Origin of the sequence: Mitsuaria sp. WAJ17 (assembly GCF_014174515.1) — a bacterium.
In the GTDB taxonomy this organism is placed as follows: domain Bacteria; phylum Pseudomonadota; class Gammaproteobacteria; order Burkholderiales; family Burkholderiaceae_C; genus Roseateles_B.
This window is the reverse complement of sequence record NZ_JACJUG010000029.1, coordinates 1-20,456: the sequence shown is the minus strand read 5'-3', so window position 1 is coordinate 20,456 and position 20,456 is coordinate 1. Positions and strand designations below refer to the sequence as shown.

General features: G+C 67.9%; 16 protein-coding genes, 2 tRNA genes and 1 pseudogene. 8 read left to right on the top strand and 11 right to left on the bottom strand.

Annotated elements, in window-relative coordinates; genetic code table 11:
- Positions 1–198 precede the first annotated feature (198 nt).
- The 7 genes from H5407_RS19520 to H5407_RS19490 form a co-directional block, all read right to left on the bottom strand.
- Positions 199–273: transfer RNA gene (locus tag H5407_RS19520), tRNA-Val, on the bottom strand.
- 117 nt (positions 274–390) lie between these two features.
- Positions 391–465: transfer RNA gene (locus H5407_RS19515), tRNA-Val, on the bottom strand.
- A gap of 178 nt (positions 466–643) precedes the next feature.
- A complete protein-coding gene (dnaQ, locus tag H5407_RS19510) occupies positions 644–1,378 on the bottom strand; it encodes a DNA polymerase III subunit epsilon (RefSeq protein WP_183106167.1) in 735 nt (244 codons plus the stop codon).
- A gap of 29 nt (positions 1,379–1,407) precedes the next feature.
- The gene (gene lgt / locus H5407_RS19505) at positions 1,408–2,211 is read right to left on the bottom strand and encodes a prolipoprotein diacylglyceryl transferase (protein ID WP_183106166.1); all 804 of its coding nucleotides are present in this window, start codon (positions 2,209–2,211) and stop codon (positions 1,408–1,410) included.
- Between the two features lie 89 nt (positions 2,212–2,300).
- The gene (locus H5407_RS19500) at positions 2,301–3,317 is read right to left on the bottom strand and encodes a lipopolysaccharide assembly protein LapB (protein WP_183106165.1); all 1,017 of its coding nucleotides are present in this window, start codon (positions 3,315–3,317) and stop codon (positions 2,301–2,303) included.
- A gap of 110 nt (positions 3,318–3,427) precedes the next feature.
- The gene (locus tag H5407_RS19495; protein WP_183106164.1) at positions 3,428–4,426 is read right to left on the bottom strand and encodes a lipopolysaccharide assembly protein LapB; all 999 of its coding nucleotides are present in this window, start codon (positions 4,424–4,426) and stop codon (positions 3,428–3,430) included.
- Positions 4,427–4,576: 150 nt separating this feature from the next.
- Positions 4,577–5,470: a LysR family transcriptional regulator gene (locus tag H5407_RS19490; protein WP_183106163.1), complete on the bottom strand. Its 894-nt coding sequence runs from the start codon at positions 5,468–5,470 to the stop codon at positions 4,577–4,579.
- 117 nt (positions 5,471–5,587) lie between these two features.
- Here H5407_RS19490 and ilvD point away from each other — a divergent pair, with 117 nt between their 5' ends.
- Positions 5,588–7,267: a dihydroxy-acid dehydratase gene (gene ilvD, locus H5407_RS19485; RefSeq protein ID WP_183106162.1), complete on the top strand. Its 1,680-nt coding sequence runs from the start codon at positions 5,588–5,590 to the stop codon at positions 7,265–7,267.
- 194 nt (positions 7,268–7,461) lie between these two features.
- On the opposite strand, the gene H5407_RS19480 is transcribed toward ilvD, so the two are convergent.
- Entirely contained in the window at positions 7,462–7,707 is a 246-nt protein-coding gene (locus tag H5407_RS19480) for a TIGR04438 family Trp-rich protein (RefSeq protein ID WP_183106161.1), read from the bottom strand.
- Positions 7,708–7,881: 174 nt separating this feature from the next.
- On the opposite strand from H5407_RS19480, the gene H5407_RS19475 reads away from it, so the two are divergent.
- Positions 7,882–8,187, top strand: a complete 306-nt coding sequence (locus tag H5407_RS19475; RefSeq protein WP_183106160.1) for a c-type cytochrome — start codon at positions 7,882–7,884, stop codon at positions 8,185–8,187.
- Between the two features lie 576 nt (positions 8,188–8,763).
- Here H5407_RS19475 and acs read toward each other — a convergent pair.
- A complete protein-coding gene (gene acs / locus H5407_RS19470) occupies positions 8,764–10,731 on the bottom strand; it encodes an acetate--CoA ligase (RefSeq protein ID WP_183106159.1) in 1,968 nt (655 codons plus the stop codon).
- Between the two features lie 234 nt (positions 10,732–10,965).
- On the opposite strand from acs, the gene H5407_RS19465 reads away from it, so the two are divergent.
- The 4 genes from H5407_RS19465 (at position 10,966) to H5407_RS19450 (ending at position 16,410) form a co-directional block, all read left to right on the top strand.
- Complete coding sequence (locus tag H5407_RS19465; RefSeq protein ID WP_404935644.1) at positions 10,966–11,601, top strand: TIGR00645 family protein; 636 nt, start codon at positions 10,966–10,968, stop codon at positions 11,599–11,601.
- Between the two features lie 204 nt (positions 11,602–11,805).
- The gene (locus H5407_RS19460) at positions 11,806–13,365 is read left to right on the top strand and encodes a M4 family metallopeptidase (protein ID WP_183106157.1); all 1,560 of its coding nucleotides are present in this window, start codon (positions 11,806–11,808) and stop codon (positions 13,363–13,365) included.
- 139 nt (positions 13,366–13,504) lie between these two features.
- Entirely contained in the window at positions 13,505–15,046 is a 1,542-nt protein-coding gene (locus H5407_RS19455; RefSeq protein WP_183106156.1) for a fumarate hydratase, read from the top strand.
- Positions 15,047–15,270: 224 nt separating this feature from the next.
- The gene (locus tag H5407_RS19450; RefSeq protein WP_183106155.1) at positions 15,271–16,410 is read left to right on the top strand and encodes a branched-chain amino acid ABC transporter substrate-binding protein; all 1,140 of its coding nucleotides are present in this window, start codon (positions 15,271–15,273) and stop codon (positions 16,408–16,410) included.
- Between the two features lie 70 nt (positions 16,411–16,480).
- On the opposite strand, the gene H5407_RS19445 is transcribed toward H5407_RS19450, so the two are convergent.
- Together H5407_RS19445 and H5407_RS19440 are read right to left on the bottom strand one after the other, a co-directional pair.
- Positions 16,481–17,749 (bottom strand): mechanosensitive ion channel family protein, encoded by a 1,269-nt coding sequence (locus H5407_RS19445; RefSeq protein ID WP_183106154.1) that lies wholly within the window; start codon positions 17,747–17,749, stop codon positions 16,481–16,483.
- Positions 17,750–17,917: 168 nt separating this feature from the next.
- Entirely contained in the window at positions 17,918–18,853 is a 936-nt protein-coding gene (locus H5407_RS19440; RefSeq protein WP_183106153.1) for a histone deacetylase family protein, read from the bottom strand.
- 73 nt (positions 18,854–18,926) lie between these two features.
- On the opposite strand from H5407_RS19440, the gene H5407_RS19435 reads away from it, so the two are divergent.
- Both H5407_RS19435 and H5407_RS19430 read left to right on the top strand, forming a co-directional pair.
- On the top strand, positions 18,927–19,865 hold the full coding sequence (locus H5407_RS19435) for a MoxR family ATPase (protein ID WP_183106152.1): 939 nt from the start codon (positions 18,927–18,929) through the stop codon (positions 19,863–19,865).
- A pseudogene (locus tag H5407_RS19430) lies at positions 19,865–20,456 on the top strand (DUF58 domain-containing protein); the annotation flags it as partial. The gene H5407_RS19435 and the pseudogene H5407_RS19430, both read left to right, overlap by 1 nt.

The following is a 20,456-nucleotide window of genomic DNA, read 5'->3' as shown; positions in this document are numbered from 1 at the left end:
CACCCGGCAGGGCTTACGGGCCTGTTGGGGACGCACAAGCGCCGCGCCGCAGCCTCCCCCAACGCCCGCCGCCCGCCGCCCGCCGCCCTGCGAGGGCTCGACCGCGCCAGCAACGCCAGCCGCCCTCCTCGTTGGACCCAGCAAAAACGAAGCGACCAAAGAAAAAACCCGCAAGCCGTTCGACTTGCGGGGTGATCCTGGTGGGCGGTGCAGGGTTCGAACCTGCGACCCCTGCCGTGTGAAGGCAGTGCTCTACCGCTGAGCTAACCGCCCGGTATGCGTGCGACCGCAGCGACTGGGGACAGATCTTCCAGAGCGCTCCGATACGATCGCCGGAGCTTTTTGCCGTCGTCGCCAGCAGTCTGAAACTGCGGGCCCGACGGCTTGTTCTGGTGGGCGGTGCAGGGTTCGAACCTGCGACCCCTGCCGTGTGAAGGCAGTGCTCTACCGCTGAGCTAACCGCCCGATCAATCTGTCTGCTGGCTGTCGCTGCCAGTCAAACCCTGTTGTTGCCATCGCTGGCTGCCGTCGCCACTTCTTCAGCAGCGCCGCGTCAACAAAGTTCTTTAACCGGGAAGCCCACGATTATGCCACGAGTTTTTTGGACTGGAACAGAAATTTGCTGAAAAACTTCCGCCGGCCTTCAGGCGGCCGGGGCCGCCTCCGGGGACGCCGTTTGCCAGACACGCTTGCCGCCGCTGGCCTTGTCCAGCTCGGCCAGCACCTTCTCGTGCGCCTCCAGCTCCTCGGGCGTCGCCTGCAAGACGGGCAGCACGAAGCGGCTGAAATCGACCTGGGCCACACGGGTGTCCCCACCCTCCTGCCCGCTGGCACTGCCGTGGTCATCCATCAGCAGGGCATCCTGGCCTCGGGTCAGGCGGATGTAGACCTCGGCCAGCAGTTCCGAGTCCAGCAAGGCGCCGTGGAAGGTCCGGTTGGAGTTGTCCACCTCCAGGCGCTTGCACAGTGCATCCAGGGAGTTGGCCTTGCCGGGGAACATGTCCCGAGCCATCAGCAGGGTGTCCCGCACGCCACCAACGAAGTCCGTCACCAGGGGCCGGCCCAGGCGCTTGAGTTCGGCGTTCATGAAGCCGATGTCGAAGGCCGCGTTGTGGATGACCAGCTCGGCGCCGCGGAGGAAGTCGATGATCTGGTCCACCACCTGGGCGAACTTGGGCTTGTCCGCGAGGAACTCGACCGTCAGGCCGTGGACGCGCACGGCCTCCTCGTCGATGTCGCGCTCGGGGTTGAGGTAGAGGTGCAGGTTGTTGCCGGTCAGCTGCCGGTTCACCATTTCCACGCAGCCGATCTCGATGATGCGGTCGCCGGCCTCGGCGCGCAGGCCGGTGGTTTCGGTGTCGAAGAAGATTTGTCGCATGGCGGCCAGTGTGTGAGCTCAGACAGGGGTCAGGTCTTGCTGCCCCGGCGTCCAGCCCAGGCCCAGATGGCAAGGCCGGCCAGGATCATGGGCAGGCACAGCCATTGTCCCCGACTGAGGCCCAGGGCCTGCAGGCCCAGGTAGGCGTCCGGCTCGCGGAAGAACTCGATCACGAAGCGCTGCAGGCCATAGAGGAACAGAAAGACGCCCGAGACCTGGCCCGTCAGACGCGGCTTGCGGGCATAGAGCCACAGCAGGCCGAAAAGCACCACGCCCTCGCCAAAGGCCTGGTAGAGCTGCGAGGGATGGCGAGCCTCCATCGTCGGAGCCTGCGGGAAGACCATGGCCCAGGGCACGTTGGACTCCACCGGCCGGCCCCACAGCTCCCCATTGACGAAGTTGGCGATGCGCACCAGGCCAAAGCTCAAGCCCACGCAGGGCGCGACCAGGTCCGTCACCTCGAAGAAGCGCCAGCCCCGTCGCCAGGCGAAGACCGCCAGCGCCAGCGCCACGCCCAGCAGGCCGCCGTGGAAAGCCATGCCGCCCGTCCAGACCTTGAAGATCTCCAGGGGATTGGCCAGGTAGTACTCGGGCTTGTAGAAGAAGACAAAGCCCAGGCGACCGCCCAGCACCACGCCCAGCACGCCGTAGAACAGCAGGTCATCGAGGTGCAGCGGGGTCCAGGCTTGGGTGGTCAGGCCTGGCTGGCGGATGCGCCAGCGCGCCAGCAGCATGAAGACGACAAAGCCGGCCAGGTAGGCCAGGCCATACCAATGCACGGCCAGGGGGCCGAGCCGGAAGGCGATGGGATCGAACTGGGGATGCACCCACATGGCAAGGTCCTCGAGGGTCCTGATTGGTCAGGCGCGCATCATAGTGGCCCGCCTGGCCACGGCTCGGCTCGGCACCGCCCTGCCCCGGCTCAACCCGCCCCGCCCTCCAGCGCGGCCAGCGAGCGCCGCACCTCCTGCTCATTGCGCTGGTGCCGGTGGCTGCCGCCCAGGTAGCGCTCGTAGGCGGCCCGCGCCTGCGCCTTGTCGCCCAGGCCCTCGTAGGCATTGCCCAGGCGCTGGTCCAGGGGCAGCAGCTCGGCGCCATCCAGCTTGCGGCAGCGCTGCAGCCAGTCGATGGCCTCGTCGAAGCGGCCCTGATCCTGGGCCAGGCGGGCCATCAGATAGGCGCCGGTGGCCTGACGGGGCTGGTCGCGCATCAGCTGCTCGTAGAGCTTGCGGGCGCGCTCCCATTGGTGGTCCTTGACGAAATGCCGGCCCAGCTGGCCATAGGCCACGCGAGCATCGAAGGCCAGGCGCAGATCGCTGCCCGTGCGCAGGGCCTTGAGCTCGCGTTCGGCGTCGGCCCAGTCCTCGTCGCCCAGGGCAATGAAGATGCGCAACATGCGCGCCTGCTCGGCGTTGGCTCTGCGCCAGTCCTGCTCCAAACTGCGGGCCTTGCTGGGGCTGCCCCCCGCCAGCAGGGGCACCGCGAGGTAGTACTGCGCCAGCGCGCTGCGGATCTCGTAGCTGCGAGGGTCCAGCTCAAAGGCCCGCTGCAGATGCTGGCGGATGCGTGCATTGAGGCTCAGGGCCTTCAACGCCCCGCCGCGCACGGCCTGCACGCTCAGCAGCGAACCCAGCACGAACTGGCAGGGCGCGAAATCCGGCTGGCGTTCGACGCAGGCCTGCATCTGCCGCAACGAGGGCTCCAGCAACTCCGGGCGGCCCCACTCCAGGCCAGACAGGGCCAGGGCCATCTGCCCCTGGAGGTCGTTGGCATCGGCACCGAGGCGGGCCTGCGCGGCTCGTTCCAGCTCCAGGGCCTGGCCGGCCGCGAAGAAGGACTGCAGGACGGGATCGGACAGGACGGCGGCCTGGCCAGCCCCCGGCAGGGCCAGGGCCAGGGCCGCCAGCAGCCGTGGCAGGGTCGGCAGGGACCAGGTCATGGCAGGCATTGGAACGGCAAAACGCGACATCGGCAGCATGGCCGACATGCTAAGGCCAGCCGCGGCTTCCCTGCCGGCCGCCGGCTCTTCAGCGGGCCGTCAGCAGGCCATCAGCCGAGTTCGGCCAGGCGCTTGCGGGCGTCCTCGGCCAGGCGCTTGCTGGGCGTCCGGCCGGCCAGGTAGCGCTCAAGAGCCGCCTTGGCCTGCGCCTTGTCCCCCTTGGCCTGCAGCATCAGGCCCAGTCGGTAGTCGATGGGCAGGTCCCTTGCGCCATCCAGCGTGCGGGCCTGCTCGAAGGCGCGTGCCGACTCCTCCCAGCGCTGCTCCGCCGCGGCCACACGGGCCAGGCCGAAGGGACCCAGCGCCGCCTGGGGCTGCTCCTTGATCAGCTGCTCGAACCAGGCGCGGGCCTTGGGCAGTTGCTTGTCCTGCAGATAGCTCAGGCCCAGGCTTGCCCAGCCCTGCACCCAGGCCTTGTTGGGAGCGACCTCCTTGCCGGGCTTGTAGGCCTTGAGCTCGCGCTCGGCGCCGGCGGTGTCGCCGTCGGCGACCAGCAACCGGGCGCGCAGCAGGTGGGCCTGGATCGGCTGGCTGTCCCGGATCTCATCGACCAGGGCTCGGGCCTTGCTGGTCGAGCCGCCTGCAATGCCCGGGGCCATCAGGTAGAACTGCTGCAGCGCCTCGCGGGCCTCGAAGGACTGCGGCTCCAGCTCCAGCGCCTTTTGGAAGGAGTCCTTGATGCGCCCAGTGAGGGTCATGGCCTTCATCATGCCGCCCGACATGGCCTGGGTGCCCAGCACCTGACCCAAGACGAAATGGCAGACGAACTCGCGAGGCTGCCGCTCCACGCACTGCTGCAGGGCCTTGGCATGGGCTTCGAGGCGCGCGTTGTCGGCGTCCTGCATGCCCAGCAGGGCCGTGGCCGCGAGGCCCTGGGCATCGTTGGCATCCGCCTTGAGGCGCGCACGGGCCAAGGCTTGCAGTTCCTCGTCATGGTCGGCATCCAGGGCCTGCTGCAGGGCAGGATCCTTGAAGACCGCGGCCTGGGCCAGGCCTGCACTCAGCAGGGCGGCCAGCAGGACCAGGGGGAGCAGGGCGTTGCGGGGCATGGAGCATCTCCTCTCGTGGGTTGTCGGCGTTCAACGGCGGCCGGGCCTGTGCGTTGACGCCGGGGGCATGCCCAAGGCGGCCCGAAGGTGTCGTACGGTCGCTGCTCGCACGGACGGGCATTCTGCTGCCGCACCCGGCATGACTTCCGGCTATTTCGTCTCAGGACTTGCCCGCAGAGCCTGCCGCACATGGGCCACGAAGCCGCCCACCACCGGCGCCGCGGGCGCGCGCCAGATCAGGCGTGTCTCGCAGCGTGGCAGCCCCGGCATGCGCAGTGCCCGATAGCTCACGCCCGCGCGCTGCAGGGCCATCACCGAACGCGGCACCCAGGCCACCCCCATGCCCGAGGACACCAGGTTGACGATGGTCTGCATCTGGATGGCCTCCTGGGCGATGTCCACCCGCCGCCCCTGCGCCGCGTAGAAGGCCAGCACGGCATCGTGCAGGGAGGGGGCGATCTCGCGAGGGAAGATGATCAGCGGCGCGTCCAGCAGGGCCTTGGACGAGGCCGCGGCCACCCCTTCGGCATGGGCCAGCACCATGGGCTCTTCGGACAGGCGCAGGGTCTCGAAGCCCGCCGGCGCAGCGCCCGGAGCGTGGATCACGAAGCCGGCGTCCAGCTCCTCGCGCTCGAAGGCCTCCAGCTGCACGTCCAGCGTGGCCTCGCGCAGCTGCAGGGCGACCTCGGGGAAGCGCTCGCGGAACTGGCGCAGCCACTGGGGCATCTCGCCATAGCCCACCGTCGAGACAAAGCCCAGGCGTAGCCGCCCGCTGATGCCGGCCGCAGCCGAGCGCGCCACCGCCGGCAGCGCCTCCGCCTGGGCCAGGAGGGCCTCGGCCAGGGGCAGCAGGGCCGCGCCGGCCGCGCTGAGCCGCACGCTTCGGCGGCTGCGCTCGAACAAGGTCACGCCCAGGGCCTGCTCCAGCTTCTGCATGGCCAGGCTCAGGGGCGGCTGCGTCATGTGCAAGCGCTGGGCGGCGCGCCCGAAGTGCAGTTCGCGGGCCAGAACGCTGAACTGGCGCCAGGTGCGAAGGTCGATCATTGATACATCCTGCAAATCATTTGATGGCTAGATATATATTGGACACGATATCACCCCATACCGATACTGGCGCCAGCACCGGCCGCCTCTGCGGCCTTCCCCACACCGGAGACCCCCATGAGCTACAACCGCCGCTCCAAGAACATCACCGAAGGCGTGGCCCGCGCGCCCAACCGTTCCATGTACTACGGTCTGGGCTACAAGGAGGAGGACTTCGGCAAGCCCATGATCGGCGTGGCCAACGGCCATTCCACCATCACCCCCTGCAACAGCGGCCTGCAGCGCCTGGCGGACGCCGCCGTCGAGGGCCTGAAGGCCGCGGGCGCCAATCCGCAGATCTTCGGCACCCCCACCATCAGCGACGGCATGGCCATGGGCACGGAGGGCATGAAGTACAGCCTGGTCTCGCGCGAGGTCATCTCCGACTGCGTGGAGACCTGCGTGGGCGGCCAGTGGATGGACGGCGTCATCGTCATCGGCGGCTGCGACAAGAACATGCCCGGCGGCATGATGGGCATGCTGCGCGCCAATGTGCCCTCGCTGTACATCTACGGCGGCACCATCCTGCCCGGCAAGTACAAGGGCCAGGACCTCAACATCGTCAGCGTCTTCGAGGCCGTGGGCCAGTTCTCCGCCGGCAAGATGGACGAGCGCGACTTCTGCGAGATCGAAAAGCGCGCCATCCCAGGCAGCGGCTCCTGCGGCGGCATGTACACGGCCAACACCATGAGCTCCTCTTTCGAAGCGCTGGGCATGAGCCTGCCCTACTCCTCCACCATGGCCAATGTCGAGGACGAGGTCGTGGAGAACGTCAAGAAGGCCGCGGCCATCATGGTGGAGGCCGTCAAGAAGGACCTGAAGCCGCGCGACATCGTCACGAAGAAGGCCATCGAGAACGCCGTGGCCGTGATTCTCGCCACCGGCGGCTCCACGAATGCCGTGCTGCATTACCTGGCCATCGCCCACGCCGCCGAGGTGGACTGGACCATCGACGACTTCGAGCGCATGCGCAAGAAGGTGCCGGTGCTGTGCAACCTCAAACCCAGCGGCCAGTACCTGGCCATCGACCTGCACCGCGCCGGCGGCATCCCTGCCGTGATGAAGGAGCTGCTCAAGCACGGCATGATCCACGGCGATGCGATGACCATCACCGGCAAGACCGTCGCCGAGAACCTGTCCGATGTGCCGGACCTCTCGCCGGATCAGGACGTGATCCGCCCGGTCAGCCAGCCACTCTATGCCGAAGGCCACCTGGCCATCCTCAAGGGCAATCTTTCGCCCGAGGGCGCCGTGGCCAAGATCACCGGCCTGAAGAACCCCGTCATTACCGGCCCGGCTCGCGTCTTCGACGACGAGCAGTCCGCCCTGGCCTCCATCATGGCCGGGCAGATCAAGGCCGGCGACGTGATGGTGCTGCGCTACCTGGGCCCCAAGGGCGGCCCCGGCATGCCCGAGATGCTGGCGCCCACCGGCGCCCTGATCGGCCAGGGCCTGGGCGAGAGCGTGGGCCTGATCACCGATGGCCGCTTCTCCGGCGGCACCTGGGGCATGGTGGTCGGCCATGTGGCGCCCGAGGCCTATGAAGGCGGCGCCATCGCCCTCGTACAGGAAGGCGACAGCATCACCATCGACGCCCACCAGCTGCTGCTGCAGCTGCACGTGAGCGACGAGGAGCTGGCCCGCCGCCGCGCCGGCTGGACCCAGCCCGCGCCGCGCTACACCCGTGGCGTGCTGGCCAAGTTCGCCCGCAACGCATCCAGCGCCAGCGCCGGTGCCGTGCTGGACAAATTCGACTGATCCAGGCCCCGGCCACCAGCACAAAGGCCCTGACGGCGCGCTGCCGTCAGGGCCTTTTTCTTCATCTTTGCATTACCGCTGACGGGGCGCGGGGGCCTGCCGCCGGGCGGCTCAACGCCCCGCTGCTGACTGCCAATGCCTGGGGGCATCCGCAGGTGCCCAACTGCGGGCCGCGAGCGGCGCTCGAGTCGAACTCAGCGCCGCTGGCCGGGTTTGTCGCGGCCCAGGGCTTCCAGCGCGCGCTGGCGGCGCTTGGCCTGGCGCGCTTCCAGCTGCTCCATGGCCTTGCGCTGCGTGTAGCCGCTGCCATCCGCCCAGACCCACCAGACCACCGCCAGCGCGAAGGGGCTCAGCACGGCAATCCAGCTCCAGCCAGCCACGAAGCCGACATCGCCGATCTTCATCAGGATCAGCAGCACACCCAGACCCACAAACCACATGGTCGGATTCCTTTCTTTCTGGTTCTTTGTCTTTGACCCCACACAAGAAGTACACACCTGCTGCGTGGGACGGCGCCTCGTAGAATGACTTGCGCCGGTTCCGGCTCCCACTGTAGAGCAGTTTGAGCGCCGGGCCATGCCCCCAATCCCTGACGCTAGTTTCGAGAGGAATCCATGAAGTCCAAGCTGATCGCCGTCGCTGCCCTGGCCGCCGTCTTCGCTGCTCCCGCCTTTGCCAACCAGGAGCTGGCGCAGAAGAAGAACTGCATGACCTGCCACTCCATGGACAAGAAGGTCGTGGGGCCTGCTTACAAGGAAGTGGCCGCCAAGTACGCCAAGGACAAAGACGCCGTGAAGAAGCTGTCCGAGAAGATCATCAAGGGCGGATCCGGCGTGTGGGGCCCCGTGCCCATGCCTGCCAATGCCGTGACCCCCGCCGAGGCAGAGACCTTGGCCAAGTGGGTGCTCTCTGTGAAGTGATCCCCCCCCTACGCGCTTCGCGCGCCCCCCCAGGGGGGCCGGCTCGGCTGACCGGCGGAGCCGGATCAGCGAGCCGCGTGCGGTGCGAAAAGGCCCGGCTGCTTTGCAGCGGGCCTTTTCTTTTTTGGCAGCGGATGAGCGTATGGCAGCTGGGATGCGGGGCCGCAGTGCCCGGCTGCTTTGCAGCGGGCCTTTTCTTTCTTTGCAGCGGATGAGCGTATGGCAGTTGGGGTGCAGGGCCTCGGTGCCCGGCTGCTGTGCAGCAGGCCTTTTCTCTTTTTGCAGCGGATGAGCGTATGGCAGCTGGGATGCGGGGCCGCAGTGCCCGGCTGCTTTGCCGCAGGCCTTTTCTCTTTTTGCAGCGGATGAGCGCTTGGCTGCTGGGTGCTGGGCCGCGGTGCCCAGTTGCTGTGCAGTGGGCCCTTCTTTCATCGTTGCGGCAGGCGCCTGGCGCATCGACGCCGTGCTCGGTGCCTCGCCCGACCACGATGGTGGCAGCGGGCTGGCGGCACTATCCGCCGTCTGCCCCAGCAAAAAGGCCCGCATGACGCGGGCCCCGCAGAACGGCAGCCGGGCTCAGTTGGTCTGCGCCAGCTGCTCCAGGATGGCCGGGTTCTCCAGCGTGCTGGTGTCCTGGGTGACGGCCTCGCCCTTGGCGACGGAGCGCAGCAGGCGGCGCATGATCTTGCCGGAGCGGGTCTTGGGCAGGTTGTCGCCGAAGCGGATGTCCTTGGGCTTGGCGATGGGGCCGATCTCCTTGGCCACCCAGTTGCGCAGCTCGTTGGCGATCTTCTTGGCTTCCTCGCCGGTGGGGCGCGGGCGCTTCAGCACCACGAAGGCGCAAATCGCCTCACCCGTGGTCTCGTCGGGGCGGCCCACGACCGCCGCCTCGGCCACCAGCTCGGTGCAGCTGACCAGGGCCGACTCGATCTCCATCGTGCCCATGCGGTGGCCCGACACGTTCAGCACATCGTCGATGCGACCGGTGATGGTGAAGTAGCCGGTCTTGGCATCGCGGATGGCGCCATCGCCCGCCAGGTAGTAGCCCTTGAGCTCGGACGGGTAGTAGCTCTTCACGAAGCGGTCCGGATCGCCCCAGATGGTGCGGATCATCGAGGGCCAGGGCTTCTTGACCACCAGGATGCCGCCCTGCCCGTTGGGCACGTCATTGCCCAACTCATCCACGATGGCGGCCTGGATGCCCGGGAAAGGCAAGGTGCAGGAGCCCGGCACCAGGGGCGTGACGCCCGGCAGCGGCGTGATCATGTGGCCGCCGGTCTCGGTCTGCCAGAAGGTGTCCACGATGGGGCAGCGGCCGCCGCCCACATGCAGGTGGTACCACTCCCAGGCGGCCGGGTTGATGGGCTCGCCCACCGAGCCCAGGATGCGCAGGCTGCTGAGGTCGTACTGCTTCGGGTGCACCGCTTGGTTGGTCTCGGCGGCCTTGATCAGCGAGCGGATGGCCGTGGGTGCCGTGTAGAAGATGCTGACCTTGTGCTTCTGGATCATCTGCCAGAAGCGGCCGGCGTCCGGGAAGGTGGGCACGCCCTCGAAGACGATCTCGGTGCCGCCCAGGGCCAGCGGGCCGTAGGTGATGTAGGTGTGGCCGGTGACCCAGCCGATGTCGGCCGTGCACCAGAAGATGTCGTCCGGCTTGAGGTCGAAGGTCCACTTGGTGGTCAGCGCGGCATGCAGCAGATAGCCGCCGCTGCTGTGCTGCACGCCCTTGGGCTTGCCGGTGGAGCCGGAGGTGTAGAGCAGGAACAGTGGGTGCTCGGCCCCTACCCACTCGGGCTCGCACTGCGTGGACTGGCCGGCCAGCACCTCATGCAGCCACAGATCGCGCCCGGCCGTCCAGCCAATGGTGCCGCCGGTGCGCTTGTAGACGATCACGTCCTTGAGCGTGGGGCAGGCGTTGTCGGCCAGCGCCTCATCGACGATGGACTTCAGGGGCAGGTGCTTGCCGCCGCGGACCTGCTCGTCCGCGGTGATCAGCAGCACGGCGCCTGCGTCCTGCACCCGGTCGCGCAGGGACTGGGCCGAGAAGCCGCCAAACACCACCGAGTGCGTGGCGCCAATGCGCGCGCAGGCCTGCATGGCCGCCACGCCCTCGACTGACATGGGCATGTAGATGACCACGCGGTCGCCCTTCTTCACGCCGCGTGCCTTCAGCACATTGGCCAGCTGCGAGACCCGGGCCAGCAGCTCGCTGTAGCTGACGCGGGTCACGGCGCCGTCGTCGGCCTCGAAGATCAGGGCGGTCTTGTCACCGAGGCCGCGCTCGATGTTGCGGTCCAGGCAGTTGTAGGAGACATTCAGCGTGCCGTCCTCGAACCACTTGAAGAAGGGGGCCTGGCTGTCGTCCAGGGTCTTGCTGAAGGGGGTCTTCCAGCTGATCAGCTCGCGGGCCAGACGGGCCCAGTAGCCGGCGTAGTCGGTCTCGGCCTCCTTGCACAGGGCCTCGTAGGCCGCCATGCCCGAGACGTGGGCCGCCTGGGCGGCCGCCTCATTGGGGTTGTACAGCTTCTCCGGGGAATTGCTCATGGCTGGGGTCTCCTTGACGGGTGCGTGTGCTGGCCCGTGGTATTTTTTGCGCTGCACCAACTGTGCGATTCGTCTCTGACGAATCGCTGACTCTTATAGAAGTGTTCTCGGGCATTGTGGCTCCTGCACCGCCGGGACACCGGCGCGGGAGATCCGACTGCTTCACAATGCGCCCGCGATCGTCTCACTAGAATCGCCGCCGATCCCACCTGGAAGTTACCAATGAGTTCCCAAATGAATCGCAAGCTGGGGCCCCTGCCCGCCCTGATGTTCGGCAGCCGCTGGCTGCAGCTGCCGTTGTACCTGGGCCTGATCCTGGCGCAGGCAGTCTATGTCTTCCAGTTCTGGACCGAGCTCGTGCACCTGATCGAGGCCGCCTTCGGCCACCAGGAGGCCCTGGTGACGCTGGTGAAGAGCATTGGCTACAAGGCTGCGTCCATCAAGGACGCCAGCGGCGCCGTCATCGGCTACGAGCCCATCGCCAAGCTCAACGAGACCATCATCATGCTGGTCGTGCTGGGCCTGATCGATGTGGTGATGATCTCCAACCTGCTGATCATGGTGATCGTCGGCGGCTACGAGACCTTTGTGTCCCGCATGAACCTGGAAGGCCACCCGGACCAACCCGAGTGGCTCAGCCATGTGAACGCCTCGGTGCTCAAGGTGAAGCTGGCCACGGCCATCATCGGAATCTCGTCCATTCACCTGCTCAAGACCTTCATCAACGCCGACAACTACAGCGAGAAGACGCTGATGTGGCAGACCCTGATCCACATCGCCTTCCTGCTCTCGGCCATGGCCATCGCCTACACCGACAAGCTGCTGGCCAGCGCCCACGGCAGCCACTCGGGCCAGGACGACGCCCACTGACAACGCGCAGCCGCGCCACCACAGCCAGGGGCCCCGCGGGGCCCCTTTTTCATGCGACAGGGGAGCAGTCACGGGATGGTCAAGCGCTTGCACCGGGCGTAAAAGCGGGAGGCCGCCGCGCAAGCCCAGAAGGCGTTCGCGCGCCAGCGCCGGGCCGCACGCCCGAGGCGGCGGCCTTCATTGCACTCAACCGGGACGCAAGACATGAAGCCCTTCCACCGCTCCGCCATCGCACTGGCACTGGCCACGCTGGGCACCGCCCAGACAGCAGCAGCCACTGCCGCCCCCGCAGACGCGCAAGGGCAGGCCCGCGCGCACATCGCCGCCTACCCCGGCCTGTCCCAACATGGCGAGGGCCATGCCTACGAGATGCGCGACATGATCATCGACGCCGACGGCAGCACCCACGTGCGTTTCGACCGCAGCTTCCGCGGCATGCGCGTGATCGGCGGCGACCTGGTCGTGCATGCGGACCGGCAAGGCCAGTTGCGTGCCATGTCGCGCACCCTGCACTACGGGATCAACCTGCCCGCCCAGGCCCAGCTGAGGGCACAGAGCGCCATGGACGCCGCGCTCGCGCGGCATCCCGGGCTCACGGCGGACAGCCGGCCCGAGCTGCTCGTCTACGCGCGCGGCGACGCCCCGATGCTGGCCTACGAGGTGAGACTGGCTGGGCAACGCGGGGACGGCACGCCCAGTGAGATGCATGTGATCGTCGATGCCAGCTCGGGTGCCCTGCTCGACGCCTGGGACGGCGTCCACACCGGCTCCGCCAACGGCAGCGGCCGCGGCTTCTTCAACGGCAGCGTGACCCTGGTGACCAACTCGACGGGCACCGGCTACGAGCTCAAGGACCCCTCGCGCGGAGGCCAGTACACCATCGACATGGGCAACAAGCAGGGCGGCAGGGGCAGCATCTTCACGGATGCCGACAACAGCTGGGGCGACGGCAGCCTGGCCAACCGCCAGACCGTGGGCGTCGATGCCCAGTACGGCACGGCTGTGACCTGGGACTACTTCAAGAACGTGCATGGCCGCAGCGGCATCGCCAATGACGGTGTGGGCGCCTACAACCGCGTCCACTATGGCCGCAACTACAACAACGCCTTCTGGTCGGACTCCTGTTTCTGCATGACCTATGGCGACGGCGACGGCACCACCTTCAACCCCTTCGACTCGCTGGACGTGGCCGGCCATGAGATGACCCATGGCGTCACCAGCCGCACCGCGAACCTGACGTACTCGGGCGAGTCCGGCGGCCTCAACGAAGGCACCAGCGACATCTTCGGCACCGCCGTCGAGTTCTATGCCGCCAACGCCAACGACCCGGGCGACTACCTGATCGGCGAGAAGCTCTACAGAAGCGGCAACAGCGCCCTGCGCTCCATGATTCAGCCCAGCAGCGACGGCCGCTCGGCCGACTGCTGGTACAGCACCGTGGGCAGCCTGGACGTGCACTACTCCTCCGGTGTGGCCAACCACTTCTTCTACCTGCTGGCCGAGGGCACGAACGCGGGCAGCCCCAGCAAGACCTGCCAGGCGGGCGACACCCGGGTCGCCACCGGCACGGCCACTCTGGCCGGCATCGGCCGCGCCAAGGCCGAGAAGATCTGGTATCGGGCGCTGACCGTCTACATGACCTCCAGCACCAACTACGCCGGGGCCCGCAGCGCCACGCTCAGCGCGGCGGCCGACCTTTACGGCAGCGGCTCGGCCGAGCAGAACGCCGTGGCCGCCGCCTGGACGGCAGTCGGTCGGCCCTGAACCTGGAGCCAGGCACCTGGCCTGCGGGGACCGAGGGCTGCAGCGTCAGCGCCCGGCCCCGGCAGCTGCCAGGCGTCAAAGGCACGTCAGCCGCGTGCGGGATAATCCCGCGCAGGTTCACGACCCCGCCTCGAAAGCCATGACGACCACCATCCGCTACGCCGACCTCGTCGACAGCGTCGCCGCCGCCCTGCAGTACATCAGCTACTACCACCCCGCCGACTACATCCAGCACCTGGCCCGCGCCTACGAGCGCGAGCAGAGTGCCGCGGCCAAGGACGCGATCGCGCAGATCCTGACCAACTCGCGCATGTGCGCCGAAGGCAAGCGCCCGATCTGCCAAGACACCGGCATCGTCAACGTCTTCCTGAAGATCGGCATGGACGTGCGCTGGGGCGACTTCCCCGGCTCCATCCAGGACGCCATCGACGAAGGCGTGCGCCGCGCCTACAACCACCCGGACAACAAGCTGCGCGCCTCCGTGCTGTCCGACCCCATCTTCGAACGCAAGAACACCAAGGACAACACGCCGGCCGTGGTCTTCATGGAGGTGGTGCCGGGCAACACCGTGGACGTGATCGTCGCGGCCAAGGGCGGCGGCTCGGAGAACAAGAGCAAGGTCTACATGCTCAACCCCTCTGACAACATCGTCGACTGGGTGCTCAAGACCGTCCCGACCATGGGCGCCGGCTGGTGCCCGCCGGGCATGCTGGGCATTGGCGTCGGCGGCACGGCCGAGAAGGCTGCGCTGCTGGCCAAGGAAGCCCTGATGGACGACATCGACATGTACGAGCTGCTGCAGCGCGGTCCCAAGGACAAGCTGGAGGAGCTGCGCATCGAGCTGTACGAGAAGGTCAACGCCCTGGGCATCGGCGCACAGGGCCTGGGCGGCCTGACCACGGTGCTGGACGTCAAGATCAAGACCTACCCCACGCACGCGGCCTCCAAGCCCATCGCGATGATCCCCAACTGCGCGGCCACCCGCCACGCCCACTTCGTGCTGGACGGCTCCGGCCCCAGCTACATCGAGCCGCCCAGCCTGGACCTGTGGCCCGACGTGCACTGGGCCCCGGACTACAACAAGAGCAAGCGCGTGGACCTCAACACGCTGACGCCCGCCGAAGTCGCCAGCTGGAAGCCCGGCCAGACCCTGCTGCTCAACGGCAAGATGCTCACCGGCCGCGACGCCGCCCACAAGCGCATCCAGGACATGCTGGCCAAGGGCGAGAAGCTGCCTGTGGACTTCACCAACCGCGTCATCTACTACGTGGGCCCGGTCGATCCGGTGCGTGACGAGGTCGTCGGCCCGGCCGGCCCGACCACCGCCACCCGCATGGACAAGTTCACCGAGATGATGCTGGCCCAAACGGGCCTCATCGCCATGATCGGCAAGGCCGAGCGCGGCCCGGTCGCCATCGAATCCATCAAGAAGCACAAGTCGGCCTACCTGATGGCCGTGGGCGGCTCGGCCTACCTGGTCTCCAAGGCCATCAAGGCGGCCAAGGTCGTCGGCTTCGAGGACCTGGGCATGGAAGCCATCTATGAGTTCGACGTGACCGACATGCCGGTGACGGTGGCCGTGGATGCCGGCGGCACCAGCGCCCACGAGACCGGCCCCGCGGAATGGGCACACAAGATCGGGCAGGCCAAGATCGGCAAGATTCCGGTCACCGTGGCCTGATCCGGCTCGCCCAGGGAAAACCCCGAAGCCGGGGTCTCCGACCCAGGCCATCGCCTCGCGATGGCCTTTTTTTCAGGGTTCTCACTGAGATTTCTCGGGGCATTCACAGGCCCCCCGGCGAGGAAATCTCATTCAATTGCTACAGGAAGTCTCATTCGCGCCACCCACGGGCTTGGCGCCTGCGTCAGGCTTTCTAGAATGGCGCAGCTTTCTGAAAGGCCCCCATGATTCAACGCAGAAACCTCCTCATCGCCGGCGGCCTCGCCCCCTTCCTGGGTGCCTGCTCGCGCCTGCCGGACACGGTCAAGATCGGTGTGGCTCAGCCGCTGAGCGGCCCCCTGGCTGCCCTGGGCAAGGACATGCTGGCCGGCGTGCAGCTGGCCGTGAAGGAGCTCAACGAGGCCCACTTCTCCGTGAAGAACCAGGCCATCACCCTGGAGGTGGTTTCGCGCGATGACAAGTCCGACGCAGCCACCGGCAAGAAGGTGGCACAGGAGCTGGTGGACGCCGGTGTCGTGGCCGTGATCGGCAACCTGAACTCGGGCGTCAGCATCGAGTCGGCCCCCGTGTATGCCGCCGCCGGCATCCCGCAGCTGGCCATCTCGACCAATCCCAAATACACCCAGTTGGGCCTGTCCACCACGCTGCGACTGGTCGCCAACGATGATCTGCAGGCCAAGGCCATGGCCAGCTACGCGCTGTCCAACCTCAAGGCCGAGCGCTGGGCCCTGGTCGATGACGGCACGCCTTATGGCAAGGCCCTGATCGCCGGCGTCCAGGCCCTGTTCAAGAAGAAGGGCAAGGAAGCGGCGGTGGCCGTCTCGCTGGATGCCAAGACCACCAACTTTGACGATCTCATCGCCAAGATGGTGGCAGCCAAGGCCGACGGTGTGATCACCACGCTGGCTGACTTCCAGGTCGAGGCCCTGGTCAAGGCCATGGCCAAGGCCGGCCTGCGCGACGCCGTGCTGCTGGGCGGCGACACCATCAAGACCAATCTGCTGCCCAAGATGGACATGCCGATCCGCGCGGTCTACTCGACCTCTCCCGTGATCGAGCCCTACGAGTTCAGCGCCGGCCGCAGCTTCGAGACCCGCTTCGCCGCGGCCACCAAGCAGGAAGTCGTCTACGGTGCCCACTACGCCTACGACGCGGTCCACTCCATCACCCTGGCCATGATCCGCGCCGGCAGCGCCACCCCCGCCAAGGTGCTGGCTGCCATGAAGGAGCTTGACCTGCACGGCCCCGTGACCGCCAGCCTGCGCTACGACGCCGCTGGCGAGCAGGCCTTCGGCACCATCAGCGTCTACGCCATCGAGAAGGGCCGCTGGGCCTCGGTGATGCGCACGCGCGACTGGGACTGAAGTTCATCCCCCCGGCGCCATGAAAAACGCGACCCTCGGGTCGCGTTTTCTTTTTGGCACCGCGGCAGGGTCAGGCCTTGCCCTGATGCACCACGCGCTGCGGATAGGGAATCTCCACGCCCATGCTCCGCAGCGTTCGCAGGATGCTCAGATTGACCTCCGAGCGCACGCCGCCCTGGCCGTTCTCGGGGTCGCAGATCCAGAAGACCAGGGTCAGCTCCAGGCCGTCGGCGGCGAAGTTGCTCAGTTGCACCGTGGGCGCGGGGTCCTTGAGCACGCGCGGCACCTCGGACACGGCCGTCACCAGGGCGGGCATCACCACGTCCAGGTCCGCCGCGTAATCGACCTGCACGACCGTCGAGATCAGAACCTGGGGATCGGCCAGCGAGGAGTTCTCCACCCGCGTGGTGATCAGGGTCTCATTGGGGACGATGGCCTCGCGGCCGTTGAGGGCGCGGATGACCGTGTAGCGGGTCTTGATGTCGGAGATGCGGCCCTCGAAGTTATCGACCTTGACCATGTCCCCGATGCGCAGCGAGCGCTCGGCCAGGATCACGAAGCCCGACACGTAGTTGGCCGCCAGCTTCTGCAGGCCGAAACCCAGGCCCACGCCGATGGCACCGCCCAGCACGCCCAGGGCGGTGAGGTCGATGCCCGCCGCGCTCAGCGCCAGCAGCAGGCCCATGAAGAGCAGCACGGCCCGCGTCAGGTTGACGGCGATCTTGCGCAGCGAGAGGTCCGTCGTGGCATTGCGCAGCAGGCGTCCCTCGATCACCGCGGACAGCCACAGCGCCAGCACCATCACGAAGATGGCCGTCAGGCCGCCCTCGATCATGGCCCGCAGCGTGACCTGGCTGTTGCCCATCTTCCAGGAGATGTTCTCCAGCTCCTCCATCACCGCCGGCAGCAGGCCAGTGATCCACAGGATGGAACCGCCCCAGGCCAGCCAGGACACGCTGCGCTCCAGCAGGCCCACCCAGCGCGACTCCGGCATGGCCGCGCGCAGCACGCGGGCCGTCAGCCGGATCACCACCAGAGACACCAGCACCGGGATGATCAGCTTGAACACCGCCGACTTGATGCCCAGCATGGGCAGGGCCCGCCGCGCGGCGAAGGCCGCCACGAGCGCCAGCACCGGGAAGAGCACGCCGTCCACCACATGGCTGCCGAACAGCACCGAGGCCGGGCGCTCCTGCACGAAGCGCCTCAGGCGCGAGACGATGAGCCATGACAGGGCCAGACAGCCCAGCAGCAGGCCCAGCTCCATCAGGGCCGAGGTCGTCGCGAAGGAGGCCAGCAGGCGCTGCACCTCCTCGAAATCAAGGGATTGGGTACTCATTCACTCTCTTCAGAAACGGCAAGGGCGGCCTTCGCCGCCCCTCATTGGAGTCCAGACACCCACCTGCGCTTCGCTTCAAAGATCGAGCGACACCCCGGGATCCGGCTCCGTCGGTTCCAGGGGTGTGCCCCATCGAGGGGGCTGGCGAAGCCCGTACGCGGTGGGTCATCAGACGCCGGTCAGCACCCTGAGGTGTGTGCCGACGCTGCGCGCCAGGGCCCCCAGATGGTAGCCGCCCTCCAGCACCGAGACGATGCGCCCCTGCGCATGGCGCGCGGCGATGTCCTTGATGCGCAGGGTGATCCATTCGTAGTCGGACTCGACCAGGCCCAGCTGGCCGAGGTCGTCCTCGCGGTGGGCGTCGAAGCCGGCCGAGATGAAGACCATCTGCGGGCGGAAGCGCTCCAGGGCGGGCATCCACATGGCCTCGATCATCTCGCGGATCTCGCCGCCGCGCGTGTAGGCCGGGATGGGCACGTTGACCATGTTCTCGCCCCTGGGCACGGCGCCGCTGTAGGGATAGAGCGGGTGCTGGAAGATGCCCACCATCAGCACGCGCTCGTCACCGGCGAGGATGTCCTCGGTGCCATTGCCGTGGTGGACATCGAAGTCCACCACCGCCACGCGCTCCAGGCCCCGCACGTCCAGGGCATGGCGCGCGGCGATGGCCACATTGTTGAAGAAGCAAAAGCCCATGCTCTGGTCCCGCGTGGCATGGTGACCGGGCGGGCGCACGGCGCAGAAGGCGTTCTCGGCGCGGCGGTCCAGCACGAGGTCCGTGGCCCGCACCGCGGCGCCTGCGGCGCGCAGGGCGGCGCTCCAGGTGTAGGGATTGGCAATGGTGTCCGGGTCGATGGCCTTGCACTCGCCGCTGGCGGCCACGGCCTCCAGCACGTCGCGGATCTCGGCCACATAGCCATGGGTATGGGCCAGCTCCACATCCTTCAGCTCGGCAAGCGGCGCGTCATGGCGGCTCAGGGCGATGTCCAGGCCGTTGGCGATCAGCCAGTCGTCAATGGCGTCCAGGCGTTGCGGGCATTCGGGGTGGCCGGCGCCCATGTCATGGCGGCGGCAGTCGGGGTGACTGAGGAAGGCGGTGGACATCGCAGGCACTGTCTCCAGGAACTCTTGTATGGCGCAAGCCATCGCCCCACATTTGGGTTATGGTGCTGGGCCTATGCAAGACCTTTCCCCTGCCAGCATCGCCCGCCGGTTCGAGGCCCTGTCGCTCCAGATTAGCACGATCATCCGCGGCAAAGCCTTACAGATCGAGGATTGCCTGACCTGCCTCATGGCGGGCGGCCACCTCCTCATCGAGGACCTTCCCGGGGTGGGCAAGACCACCCTGGCGCACACCCTGGCCGTCTCGCTGGGCCTGCGCTATTCCCGTGTGCAGTTCACCGCCGACCTCCTGCCCTCCGACCTCCTGGGCGTCAGCCTCTACGAGCGCGAGCGCGGTGGCTGGCAGTTCCATCCGGGACCCGTCTTCGCCCAGGTGCTGCTGGCCGACGAGATCAACCGCGCCGGCCCGAAGACTCAGAGTGCCCTGCTGGAAGCCATGGAAGAACACCAGGTCACGGCCGACGGCCAGACCCATGCCCTGCCCCGGCCCTTCTTCGTGATCGCCACCCAGAACCCCAGCGAGCAGCTGGGCACGCATCCGCTGCCGGAGTCGCAGCTGGACCGCTTCCTCATGCGCATCAGCCTGGGTCTGCCGGACCGCGCGGCCGAGCGCGAGATGCTGCTGGGCCAGGACAGTCGCGAGGCCATCCGCCACCTGCAGGCGCTGATGCAGCCGCAGGAACTGCTGGCCATCCAGGCCCGCATCCCCCAAGTCCATGCCTCGCCGGCCCTGCTGGACTATCTGCAAGCCCTGCTGGGCGCCACGCGCTCCGGCCAGTGGTTCAGCGACGGCCTCTCACCGCGCGCCGGCCTGGCCCTGCTACGCGCCGCCCGCGCCCGCGCCCTGCTGCGCGGCCGGGACCACGTCACGCCGGACGACCTGCAGGGCATCCTGGCGCAGACCATCGCCCACCGCCTGCGCCCGCGGCCCGGCAGCGGCCGCGGTGCCGTGGAACAGGTGCGGGCCATGCTGGAAGCCGTGCCCCTGCCCTGATGGCCTCGCTCGCACGCCGCTGGCAGCGATGGTGGAGCGCCCGCCATCCACGCGCCGACACCCACCACCTCACTCAGCGCAACCTCTACATCCTGCCCACGCGGCCAGGCCTGTTCTTCTGCGCCACGCTGGCGGTGCTGCTGCTGGCCTCCATCAACGAGCAGCTGAGCCTGGGCTTCGCACTGAGCTTCCTGCTGGCCGGCGCCGGCCTGGCCTCCATGCTGGCCACCCACGCCAATCTGCGCGGTCTGGACCTGGACCTGCGCCCGCCCGACGCCGTGGAGGCCGGCAGCGAAGCCCCGCTGCTGCTGCGCCTGCACAACCCCGGCCCGGCGCGCTACGGCATCGCCCTGGCGGCCGACCGCCGGGAATGGCGCCAGTTCCTGAAGGCCGACCCCCTGGGCGGCAGCGCCTGGGCGGACGTGCCCGCCCAGGGCCATGCCCAGGTCCAGGTGGCCCTGCCCGCCCTGCCCCGCGGCCTGCACGCCCTGCCCGCCCTGCGCCTGGAGACCCGCTTTCCCCTGGGCCTGTTCCGCGCCTGGAGCTACTGGCGACCGGCCAGCCCCCTGCTGGTCTATCCCCGGGCCGAGG